Here is a 12,849-nt window from a genome sequence, read left to right on the forward strand (position 1 = left end):
TATCCGCAAATTCTTCCTCCAACATCCACATTCTTAACAATATCCTTTTTTTCTTGGTCTCCACCTCTGTCAGATTATTCTTATCGACCATCTTGCAAATGTCTCTGGTCACACCACCGTTATCAAACAAACCTCTTTGTACTCATCTGTTTTGCGCACAGAATCCAATTCAAACAAATATACATATTTACCCATTCCTTCACACTCCCGTATCCAACATCCCCCTCAACCTATCTGCGTACCACCTGATAGTTTGCCGTATTCCATCATCAAAATTCACTTCCGGCCGCCAGCCAAGAGTCTGTTCAATCTTAGTTGAATCAATAGCGTACCGCATATCATGGCCTTTCCTATCGGTGACAAATGTTATGAGTGACTCGGGCTTACCCAATTCCCTGCAAATCATCCTGACAATATCAATATTTGTCCGTTCACAATGACCGCCCACATTGTATATCTCACCAACTTTTCCCTGAGTCAATATCGCATCTATGGCACGGCAATGGTCATCCACATGTATCCAATCCCTGACATTTATCCCCTGTCCATAAACAGGCAGCGGTCTGTCTGCCAATGCATTTGTCACCATCAAAGGGATAAGTTTCTCAGGGTACTGGTATGGTCCATAATTATTTGAACACCTGCTGATGGTAACCGGTAAGCCATACGTTCTATGATAAGCCATAACCAAAAGATCTGCAGCCGCCTTCGAGCTGCTGTACGGCGAGCTCGGACAAATAGGCGATTCTTCAGTGAATAACAGATCCAACCTGTCAAGAGGCAGATCTCCATACACTTCATCCGTACTGATCTGATGAAATCTGCCGACATCATATCGCATACACGCATCCATCAACACGGATACACCCTTGATATTAGAATCAAGGAACACCTCCGGGCTATCTATAGATCTGTCCACATGCGACTCTGCTGCAAAATTCACGACCACATCCGGCCTCTCCGCCTCAAATATACGATACATCTCACCTCTATCGCATATATCCGCCTTATAAAAAACAAAATTAGACCTGTCCAAGACAGGTCTAATCGTATCCAGACTTCCCGCATATGTGAGTTTGTCCACGCACACAAACTCATACTCAGGATATCTGTCCATCATATAAAATATAAAATTACTACCAATAAAACCAGCTCCGCCGGTGATAAGAATCTTCATATGTTATACCTCTTTATGCAAAACAACTTGTGTTTGGATTACGTTTGGTTTAAGTATAACATAAAGATCAGCAAAGGATACTTTTTTTAATATTTGTATTATATCTCATTCATCTCCACCTGACGCCTCGGTAATTTGATGACTTTTTGGGGAATTTAAATTATTATAAATTGTTATAACCCTGCATATCTCATCCAAACCAACAAACATGACTTTTTTATTCATCAGCCGAGCTAAAAACAACAAAGTTCCTTTTAAACTATTGTCAAAATACTGCGGCGCAACTACCGCAATTACATCCACCCGTGAGTCTATCATCCCCTGTTCGACAAATTGTCTAATGATTTCTTGCCCCTCTCTTGACGTTGACAACAATGGCTTATCTATCAAATCAAATTCTGAACATGTTTTTGATTTTGTACTAGCTTTATTCTCAGTATTCTTCTTTATAATTCCTATCATTTGATAATAATTATTTAAAACCGATATTTGTGCTGAAACATCTCCAAATTCTCCACCCTTATGTGGTTGTGGGCGGAATCCTGGCAAAGCACCGTAAAACACCTTTGGAAGACATACTAAATTGGGCTTTGAAAGGCATTTCCGAATTTCACAGAATGAACATTTTTTACCTGCACACTTCTCTTTCATCCTAACCGCATAAGTTTTAACATTATCTGGCACATCTAATCTTTGCTTAAAATAATCAACATCCTCAAATAAAATTTCAACTTTTGAATCTAATTCCGTATTATTATGAATAATACAAAGCTCATCATCCATGACACACATTTGATAACTAAGCGATTTATTATTGTAGATTTTGGCAATATTATTATTAATTTGTTTTAGCAAAGAGGGCTTCGGAATGTACCAGGATTTCAGCTCTGTTGCTCGATGCCCTTCTCCACACATAATGGAAATAGGAGCATTACAACTACATTCAAGTTGACCTTTTCGGTTAAACGTAAGTTGGCTTCCACAGTTTGCACAATACGGCACCTCGTATGTCCCACATTCATTACAGAATACCTGAGGGATTTCCATGAAAATTTTTTCATCATTAAGAAGTGAATGTATTGTAGGAGAAATAGGAATACGATATTCCGTCTCCACATCAAGCGAAGATATAACCTGAGTCAATATCCAATTATACGCTCCAACTTTTGATGTTGATACACCATTCCATTTGATTTCAACTCCCATTTCCTTAAATATTTCTTCTGCAGGATTTCCCTTAAGGCTATTGATTTCTTCAAGGATTATTTCAATTGCCTCCTTCGACCATGCAAATAAGACAGAGGATGGAAGATGTTTATATATTCCCAAATTTCCTTTATTCATATTGTACTTCACTGTAGCTGTAGTATTATCATTAATAGATGCAATATAGCTACCTGATGTGTCAAAACGATTACCTCTAATACGCTGCATTTCGTCTTCTTGTTGTTCTGTAAAACCTGCAGGATTAGATATAGCAGTCTTCTCACCCGACAATCCTTGGAGCACGATTCTACTCATAGCCTGTGCATTTGTACACCTATCAATTGCGCGCTTTGGCGGTTTTATCTGGGTTAAATTATTTCCTAACTTTTCAGCAATTAGTTTTATTACACATTGCATCATCTTTTCATGCTTGCTAATACTAGCAACATAATTTCTCTCTTTACCAATCCACAAACAGCCTCTATGAAGCTCCCAAATCTGCTCTGCTTTTCCTTCTTCACTTACATAGTTATACAACTTTCCATATGTATATAACAGTTCCAGTCGATCATCTATATCTTTAACAGCAACATATCGTAAATGTCTAAATTTATTGGAATCAATCCACGGCTCTTCTTTTCCTTCTAACGCCAGTAGATAACTCATGTTTTCATCTGTCAACGGGCGATCAAATCCCCATAACGTAAATGTTACACGATTTCCATATACATAATCATCAACAAGACGTTCAATTTCCTCATCTTGAATTCCGCATAATAGAACTTTTTCAATTATTTCATTTTTTCTTTTCCCTTAACCGAGTCTTCATCCACACCATGAAATAACGCAATATCAAACAGGGCTTGCCAAGGTAAAGTCATCATTTTTTTAATTTTTTCATCTTTTTCCATTATCTACCCCTTTTAAACCAACAGTAGCTTTACTGTTGATCCACCTTTCCTCTAATCTTCTGCCACTACTTCCAACACTGTTATACACGGTCACCGTTCTAATAGTATTTATTTCAAATACACTGCCCTTATTTCTGTTGTACCTGAGCCAGCAAATTTATCGTCACATAACTTTACAAGATCCACCCTCACGCAACAACCATGGTCTTTTCTAATATTATACCATACCATGGTATTTATTGTAATTCATTTTGGTTTTTGTCATTATCGTATATTATTATAGGTTTCCAATGCAGTTTTTCCACTCATAACCAACAATTGCCAGCCCTCATGGGCTGGCAATCACATCATCAAATCCATGTATACATCCTATCTACAAATCCCAAACAACTCCCTCTCATACACACAATACTCAATCCTTTCCTTAACGCTCTCCTATAAATATAAGAATAAGGAACTCTGCCTTAAGTAGATCCGTCGAAATCTCCGTCTCCAACGACGCCGTATCAACGGCTGTGCCGTCCGCCTCTTCACCATCCTATGATGTAACATTCATCTGTACAAAATTAAAACATTGCTGTATCTAATAATAAATTGCTATGTGTTACAGAAATTAGAGTAAGCATCGCAAGATTATGAATAGTATCACAACACTGGTTGTGGTTCTTCCTGATACATCGAACACTTAGCGAACAGTTAACTTAATGGCATTGCCTCAGATTTGCGTTTATCCTATCTTCTTTACAACCCAAGTATCTTTCACGAATTCTTTCGTAGAGGATACAACTACCGACGCTCTATAATAATGTGTAACACATTTCTCATCTTCACAAGAGAACTCAAATATCAATTTTACATCATCATAATATTCCACGTTTCTAATCCATCCCTGATTGCTGACTTCCTTTATAATTTCTTTATTTTTCATTTTTACTATAGTATCTTTTCCTGGTTCTAACGAGTTTTTCTCAAACAAAATTTCTTTCGTAGATAATATTATTGCCTCGTTACAATCCGCTCTAAATTCAATAGCTCTAAGTCCAGATACTATCATAGTTGTAACATTTCTTACTGAAATACTTATATCACCATAATTTCCTGAATATGAAGACAATTTAATTTCAAATTTCGGAAACACATTAGAATTTTGGATATTTTGGTTATATTGCTTTTCAGCAAGCACCATACTTCTTTTTTGTAACTCCATTTGTAATCTATTTACCTCTTCTGACTTATCTTGCAACTTTTCATTTTGAAAATAAGTCATTATTCCTAATATCGAGGTTCCTGCAAATGTAAAAAGCCCTCCATAATATAATAGGATATCACCTATATTATAATCCACATTCCAAAAATCCGATTTAACATTTTGGACATAAATATAATTGATTATAAATGGTAACATTACTACCATTATTATTCCCACTAATGCCACTATGATTATTATTTTTGCCTTTGAATTTTTCCCTCTTGATTTCTTCATTCTTTTCTTTTGCATCTATACCCAGCTCCTCTAGCAATAACCCCATACCTACTTTTCGCAATATCACCTTAACGCTCTGGAAATATTCGCAAAATATTCATTTCTGTTCATTTCCCGTTCATCTGCACCTGACACCTCTAGTGATTATGGAAGTTCACATACTAAATATTTGATATATCTTGCTTTTTCTTTCATTCCAATGACATCCCAGAGCCTAGTCTTTTCTCCCGTCAGTTCATGTGCACCTGACACCTTGGGTAACACATTCATCTTAGAATTCATGATGTCCTGTCACTTGCACCTGGTTACTCTTAAAGCAAACTTAGCCTATTGGCATTGCAACTAGCACATACGTGCTACTTTGATTGGACACACCTTGATGCACTGGTAGCATCGAACACATTTACATTCATCAATCTGCGGATAATCAAATCCTTCCTCGTCCTCTACCATAGAAATGGCCTCTTTCGAACAGATAGCATAACACGCTGTACATCCACAGCATTCTTCTTTTCTTTTATATAATACTGGTATTTCTCTTTCCACCTTTTACCACCAACTATTTTTATTTTCTCCTAATCTTTCTCAAAAATGATTTCTCATCATTCTACAACCCAATGTCGACGTATTTCTTAGCAACATACTCAATCAACACAAGTACGCAATAGACCTAACTTCTAACTTTTTTTATCAATTTTTTGAAGAAAGGAAGATTTTTTGCGTATCTTTTTATTATAGTAACCAGCATTTCTTTATTACTGTCTGGAACCCATTTTTTCACTAAAACATCATATGATAATGTACTAGCATCTTTAAAGAAAGCATCTCTATTTGGATTTTTCTGCACAGATTCGTTAATTTTTCTGCCATCCAATTTTATTTCTTGTTGTGTATCAATCTGGAGTATGTTAACTCGATCTTTTATCATATCAAGTAACATATTACCTTTAGGTGAATGAACATAAACACCCGTTGTACCCAAATTGTCATCCATTGCTTTTTGAAACACACCAATATGCCAACAATCTCCAAATGTAAGATCTGAACATCTATCTATTCCTTTAAATGCGCACTCAGAACATGACGATCTCACATTTAATTCCGACATAAATGTTTTCATATATGATTTAATTAAAAATGTTTGCTCATCTGATGAACCATCTTTAAATATAATTTTCACATTGGGAGCCGCATATCCAAATGACTTATCTCTGAAATGTATGTAAGCAATTTTCTTTCTGTATACACGCTCTATTTCTAAACGCCATGCCGTATAAATTGCAGGAGAAGGGACTCCATAGCAAACAAGATCTATCGTATATAATTTTTCATCTTTGTTGTGTAAATACGCCTTAATACCTGCAACCTGACATGGTGTCCCAACAAATAAAACTTTCTTTGATGAAGATAAATAACTTTCAACTTCTGCAAAACAATTATTCAGTCTACTTTGTACATATTTTGACTCACACAATTCATCAATCTCCGCCACAGAAGTTACTAATTTATGAACAACCTTCCCTTGTTCATCATACCCGGCTGCGCATACAACTCCACCTGTCATAATAAAAGACCTAGCAATTTCTGAGAACGTCCCCCCAGATGTACTGCGCAATCTGATTTTTTTTTGCTTACTTTGAACAGCGTATGAAATAACATTCATTCTTTATTTATCCTTTTTACTATTTATTTTTTTAATCTTGAAATAAACGATAAAAATATTTCGTTTTTGGTACGGTAAAAATAGAAAATGCTAAAACCTAAATACCAAACGGCACCTATTGCTATTTCTAATAACATTGCATAAACAGTATTATCATCAATTACGCTCGACACAAACCTTATAAGCAAAAGCATAAACATTCCATTAATTAAAAAAGGGACACTTTTACTAATAAACTTTGTTATTTCAAGTTGCTTATACGAAGCAATTGTTTGTATCAACATCACTATTGCTTCTGCACATAATGTGCCAATAGCCGCTCCGTTCGCATGATATCTAGGAATTAATAAAAAATTAATTATGACATTTGAAACTGCTCCAATCACAATAGAGCTGACATAAATTTTATCTTTTTCATTTGGAATCAAATATTGCATACGAACAACATTTGCCCAAGAAATAAATGGTACACTAATAGCCAAGAGTTTCGTAATAGTAATACTAGAAGAAAACTCATTACCATAAAAAAAGGGAATAAATATATCTGCTATGGAGTAAATACCGAAAGATATAGCAAAAGCAACAAACATAGTAATTTCAATTGATTTCAGCAAATACTCTTTCTGCTTTTTTATTTCACCATTTGCAACTAAATTTGACATTTTAGGCAACATAACTGCGCCCAATGATCCTACCACGCCTAAACATGTCGTAATTAACTTATCAGCATTTTCATAATACCCTACCTCAGTCATATTACTTAAAGCACCAATCATCACCTTATCCATCACACGATAAATACTTGTTGCAATAATTGGAATAAATAAAATCAAAACTGCTTTAAAATTAGATAAATATTCTTTTATTGATACAGGCGAGAAAGTAACATACGATTTAATATTTGCAAATAAATATATTTGGCTAATTAGCACTCCAAAGCTTAATATAGTCGTGTACTTCCACAAGTCTAATGGACTCTTAATAAACAGAAAAATACAAATCGCGGAACATATTTTTACAAGCATCTGTCTTGTAACAGTCACTTTAAAATTTTCCATTCCCCAAAACAACCAACTTATATCAAAAACTGCAGACAATACAAAAAAGCCTTGTAACAACGAAATATTTCTATTTTCATGAACCAAAATAAAACAATATAACAAATACGCTACAAACGCTATTAATGAAGTTAAAATCTGGAGCTGATAGATACTAGAAAAGGTATAATTTCTTTGCGCTATGTTATCTCTTACTTTCGCAATACTCCTATTTCCATAATTAGAAATACCTAACATAGCAAAATAGACAAAATATTGTGCTATAGAATATGTATAAGAATATATACCCGTTCCCTCAGCGCCAACTACACGCGAAAGATATGGTGCCGTAATTAATGGCAATATCATAATAAGTACTTGATATGCCATACTGTACATGTAATTTTTTCTAATACTCGGTTTGTTATCCATAAATATTTTTTCCCTCTCGCAAAATAGCTGGTATCATACATATATAAAATACATCTGCAACTGTTGCATTTTGTGCAAATATAGATGTCGCAATACTTGACGAAAGAATTGTTGCAATAAAAAAAATAATAATCATCCTAGCCATATTATTTTGATTACACTTATCATATAGATACTTAAAAGCAAAATACAAAGCAACAAAAAAAATAATTAAACCAATTAAACCTGTTTCCCCAATAACAGCAGGCCAAAAATTATCAGTTAAATACAGCGGATTATCAAATGTGAAACCATATCTATTACTTAATCCATATATTCCATATATTGGTGAATAATATTTTTGTGCAGCCGCTGTACCGAAAGTTGCAAGTCCCGCACCCAGTGGAAAATACTTTTTAAATAAATTTATACCGACATACAATAATATACTTCTCGCTTCTGTTGTTGTGGTAAAATAAAAAATCAACTGATTCCATGCGACTATAATACCAAGCAAGCCCAACATAACAAAATAACCAATTTTAATTTTTAACTGTTTTTTCTTTATTTCATACATACGTAATAATAAGACAAGCATAATATAAATAGCACAAAAAGCGAATCCTCTACTACGTCCGGTAAATAACCAGAGGCACATGTTTAATATCACATATGTGATTTTTTCCCTATTTATTCCATTTAAAAGATCAATAGAAAGGATAAGGATAAACATGTAGCAATACCAACTAAAAATAGCAGCAGTATCATAGATGTATGAAAAGCAATACATACCATACCTTATATCATCTCTCATACCGAGATCCATAATTTGATTCAAAATTGCAAGTACTAAACCCAACACAACTAAGCTTCTGACTAATTTGACAACAATTGAAAATATCCACTTAACATTCTTTAAGGAATCGAATAATGCTAAGCCCCCAAGAATCATCATAAAGAATTTTCCGTAACTTAAAATATCTGTAAGAATTGCCGCTGAACTTCTATCTAACTTTGATACAGCATTACCAAAAGTCCCGACTATAATAAACAGAAAAAAAGCAACGATTATTTTTCCTTCAATAATACTTATAGAATGCCTCTTAACTCTGTTAAGAACAAATACAGCAAATGAAAATAAAACTGTAAATTCATCAATATATGAAAAAACAGGAATAGCATTTTTTAGTGGTTGCATAAACAATAGCAGTATCGAAAGTACGAGCGTAATATTCTCTGCAAATGATAGTCGTGGTATTACAAAAGATGATTTAATGTCCCTCATAGTTTTTTCCTGCCTCAATTTTGTGGTTCTTAGAAAATTCATTCCATAAATAATCATCCACGTTTATATTATCTGCCTTAACAGACTGAATCTTATCGCTATATATTTTTCTATTTTTCTTTAATTCCTCAAATGAACCAATAACTTCTGCCGGAACCCCCCCAACTACAGTTCCTGGTAGAACATCTTTATTTACGATAGCCCCCGCTGCAACAATAGCGTTAGGTCCAATACTTACTCCCGGTAATATTCGCGTTCCAGCACCAATAAATACATTTTCATATATTTCAATACAGTCAGCAAATTCTTGAAAGCACCTATGCCCTTCAATACCGTCAAAAATCCAATGGATAATATCATGCATCGTAAATTCAACATTAGATGCAATAGCCACATTATCATGAATTTTTAACATATTTCCATCCGTAGGATACTTTCGTGGTTGCCAATGAACATGATCTCCAAGCATTGCTAACTTTTTGTGTTTTCGTAACCACTTCACTCTCCCCTGTGCTGTTGGTATTAAATAGAACCAAATTCTTTCTGCTACCTCAAACTTTGCATGTAACAAATATTTTTTACTCACTTTTAAAGATTTATCAGAATATTTACTCAATTGTGATTTCTCCTTGTAATGCAGTTTTTAAATATTGTAAAGATTCTTGTCTTCGTTCCTCTCTCAATTGATTAACCTTATCATAATCAATTTGAGTTTTAACTCTAAATATATCGCCATCATATCTACGTGATTCTAGATTTAGTTGTTGACACAAACTATCTATTCTTGAATTACGTGATCCTGTACCATCATTAAATCTATCAAATGTACAAAATAATTTTTCATTGAGAATTGAGAACACCGAGCCATGGAAAGAATCCGTTAGCACATATTCTGCACCGCGTATTAAGTTTACAAAATCATCCGAAGCAGCATCAAACAAACAAATATCGGCAAATTTCAAATCTTCTTGAACAAAATTATCTAAAAGTGGTAATGTTACAATTTTCAAATTAGTCATTCGTTGAAGTTCTTTTGCCGCTTTGCGATGTTCATAATTATTTCCCAAAAAATAGCAAAAAATATACTTTTCCTCAACAATTCTACGGAACGGAATTATTTCTCTCCAATCTTCAGGTGTCAATAATAATGTAGGGTCTACTACTACAGGTACATCTCTTTCTGTTAACTGTTTGATAATATTAGTTCCACTCTTTTCACGCGAGCTTAAATAATGAAATCTTTTTAAAAATTTTGCAGTTTTTTTTCTCTGATACATTGGAATTTTACTAACTCCAAAACTAGTTGCATAAGCAATTTTACGTTTATCTTCTGGAACAAATTGTAAATTATAAAATCCTGTTGCCAGACCACTTGGTAACCATAATTGATCACTTCCTACAAGGAAAGTCTCATAATCTTTTGCAGCGTCTTTTAGCGCATCATATCCATAAAATATTGGTGAAAGTTTTGTAAAGTATCTCTCTGCAAATCTATCGAATATTTTATTTCTTTCCTTACATTTTTCATATAATTCCGGATATTTTTTTATTTTTTTATTTAAGATGTAAGCAGAGATTTTCCCTTTCATTAATAATGGATCAAATAGTCTTGGCAAACTTTTTATTATAAATCTCAAATCATATTTTTTCTTATATCGTATTATTTCATATTCGTATCCTAGTTTTTCTACCGCAACTTCAGTTGCCAATACTTGAAGTTGACTTCCATAATTTCTTGTTTCTTGGCATACACATAATCCAATTTTTTTCATTATAATTAACCTCTTATATGTTTCTGTTTCATTTCCGAAATTAATGTGTTTCGTATTTCAGGATAATAATCTATAAGATTATTGAACTGAGACCAGAATAACATATTACCATTGTCATTAATATCTGTTAATTTAATAGTAGACTGACTTCCATAAACATCCACTGGTTTTGGATGATTTCCTTTTACAATTTTTATTCTTGTGCCTGCTTTAATTGCCATAAACCAGAACCAAATATCATCATTAGTAGGTGCCAGTCTACTAAATAATTCTGAGTTTCCAACTTCATTATCCAATGAATTGATAGGATACAGCACACCACCTACACCAACTAATTTATTCAAAAAAGACGCTCCATGATGATATTTTTTTCCTCCACCTATCGCATTGAATTTTCCATTTTCATAACTAAATTTTGTCGCTTTATGACAGTAAATACAATTTTTATCGTCTGAATAGGAACTATATAATCGTTCTAACCAATTTGGAGCATAATAAACATCGTCATCTGCTGTAACAATTATAGCATCTGGATGTTTCAGCAATGAAGGAACAAGTTTTTTAAATGACCGATAATCATTACACCAGCAAATATTTAATCCAAATTGAGTCAACTCTATTAGCTCACTTGGTAAATCCTTTTCTAAATTTGGAAATTGTTCTTTGGCTAACCATAATTCAATCAAATCCGGTTTTACCGATTGTAGCAAAATTGTTTGTATCGTTTTATGTACTAAATGAATTCTTCCTGGAAACGATGTTAAACTCACAATTATTTTTTCATTTCTTTTTTGCGTATTCAATAAAGTACAGGGATACTGTGTTGCTTTTTTCCATCTCTGAAAATAAACAATATCCATATATTTACTAATGCACAATTTTATTTTATTTTTTGACAATATAAATAATTTTGACATATTTTTCTCTCTTAAAAGGTGAAAATAATTTTTGGCCAAGATCCAATACGATTTCTAACACCAAAGGATTATTAATCTTTTTCATAGTTAAATATTTCTATTTATAAAATCCCAATATGGAATTTTTAGTTTTTCGCCAAACATCAAGTCGGTTTCATACTTTATATCTGGATCAAATCCTGAATTAGGTGATAAAGTAATCTCCCCAAAATAAATTTTTCCTTCTATGTTGTACAAATCTATTCTTGCAAATAAGAAGTCTTTTGACAACTTTTTGGCAATTTCAAGCATAATATCTAGATTTTTAGGTTTTGGTATGTCTATATCTTGTAGATTTTCATCCCCTTTATCTAGAGGTTGAAATTTCCAATCCTGATCAAAAAACAGATATGATGCTCTATGAGTATTTTTGCTAAATCTATCTCTGCATACTAAGATGACATCTGGCACCCCATTAAAGCAATAGATTTTATAGTCCATCGGAACTTTGCCGTTATCAGAAATAAATTCTTCACAAAGAATCATGGGCTTAATGTTTCGATATTGGTACTCACGACCGATATAAAAAAAATTACTTTTCAGTGATTTCTCAATCTTGCTCCTTGCCTCGCTATTATCCAATTTGTCTTTGTTTGTGCAAACCACCAGACCACCAGAATCATGATTACACTTCAAAACAAACTGTTTTGGAAGCAAGGAGAAATTAATGTCATCGTATTTCTCCCAACTGCCTAGCAACGGAATCAGATATTTCTCCCCTATTTTTTCTTTCACATAATCCCTTACCAGTAGCTTATCAGACACTATTGATTGTAATGGGAACCTATAGTTAAATTTCAGCCACTGGAGTTTTTCATTTAACGTTGTTGGATTATCTGCATCTAGTTTTCTTCCAACTCTTAACCGATAATAAAGCTTAACATAGCTTTTATCTGGTAGAAACCTTAAACTTTTTTTTAATAGGGTCATAATTTTATCTCTGTTCAT

11 protein-coding genes are annotated in these 12,849 nt (G+C 33.5%); all 11 read right to left on the reverse strand.

Annotation, left to right across the window (positions count from 1 at the left end; genetic code table 11):
• Window positions 1–199: 199 nt before the first annotated feature.
• Window positions 200–1,177: a dTDP-glucose 4,6-dehydratase gene (gene rfbB, locus DW025_RS04225; protein ID WP_119998833.1), complete on the reverse strand. Its 978-nt coding sequence runs from the start codon at window positions 1,175–1,177 to the stop codon at window positions 200–202.
• Between the two features lie 105 nt (window positions 1,178–1,282).
• A complete protein-coding gene (locus tag DW025_RS04230; RefSeq protein WP_133302872.1) occupies window positions 1,283–3,064 on the reverse strand; it encodes a hypothetical protein in 1,782 nt (593 codons plus the stop codon).
• A gap of 957 nt (window positions 3,065–4,021) precedes the next feature.
• Window positions 4,022–4,792, reverse strand: a complete 771-nt coding sequence (locus DW025_RS04235; RefSeq protein ID WP_119998837.1) for a hypothetical protein — start codon at window positions 4,790–4,792, stop codon at window positions 4,022–4,024.
• A gap of 327 nt (window positions 4,793–5,119) precedes the next feature.
• The gene (locus DW025_RS15460) at window positions 5,120–5,323 is read right to left on the reverse strand and encodes a 4Fe-4S dicluster domain-containing protein (RefSeq protein WP_118758443.1); all 204 of its coding nucleotides are present in this window, start codon (window positions 5,321–5,323) and stop codon (window positions 5,120–5,122) included.
• A 124-nt stretch (window positions 5,324–5,447) separates the two neighbouring features.
• Window positions 5,448–6,440, reverse strand: a complete 993-nt coding sequence (locus DW025_RS04245) for a Coenzyme F420 hydrogenase/dehydrogenase, beta subunit C-terminal domain (RefSeq protein ID WP_118758444.1) — start codon at window positions 6,438–6,440, stop codon at window positions 5,448–5,450.
• 23 nt (window positions 6,441–6,463) lie between these two features.
• Window positions 6,464–7,909 carry a flippase gene (locus tag DW025_RS04250; protein WP_119998839.1) on the reverse strand — a complete coding sequence of 482 codons (1,446 nt, stop codon included), beginning with the start codon at window positions 7,907–7,909 and terminating at the stop codon, window positions 6,464–6,466.
• Window positions 7,902–9,173, reverse strand: a complete 1,272-nt coding sequence (locus DW025_RS04255; RefSeq protein WP_119998841.1) for a hypothetical protein — start codon at window positions 9,171–9,173, stop codon at window positions 7,902–7,904. Before DW025_RS04255 ends, DW025_RS04250 begins: the two co-directional genes overlap by 8 nt.
• Window positions 9,160–9,789: an acyltransferase gene (locus DW025_RS04260; RefSeq protein WP_199688742.1), complete on the reverse strand. Its 630-nt coding sequence runs from the start codon at window positions 9,787–9,789 to the stop codon at window positions 9,160–9,162. The genes DW025_RS04255 and DW025_RS04260 overlap by 14 nt, the downstream gene beginning before the upstream one ends.
• Entirely contained in the window at window positions 9,782–10,945 is a 1,164-nt protein-coding gene (locus tag DW025_RS04265; RefSeq protein WP_119998843.1) for a polysaccharide pyruvyl transferase family protein, read from the reverse strand. The genes DW025_RS04260 and DW025_RS04265 overlap by 8 nt, the downstream gene beginning before the upstream one ends.
• A gap of 5 nt (window positions 10,946–10,950) precedes the next feature.
• A complete protein-coding gene (locus DW025_RS04270; protein ID WP_118758448.1) occupies window positions 10,951–11,862 on the reverse strand; it encodes a hypothetical protein in 912 nt (303 codons plus the stop codon).
• A gap of 87 nt (window positions 11,863–11,949) precedes the next feature.
• Window positions 11,950–12,849, reverse strand: coding sequence for an ATP-grasp fold amidoligase family protein (locus DW025_RS04275; RefSeq protein WP_118758449.1), 900 nt, complete (start codon window positions 12,847–12,849; stop codon window positions 11,950–11,952).

It is taken from the genome of Coprococcus sp. AF38-1, from assembly GCF_003603945.1.
GTDB classification, from domain to species: domain Bacteria; phylum Bacillota; class Clostridia; order Lachnospirales; family Lachnospiraceae; genus Coprococcus; species Coprococcus aceti.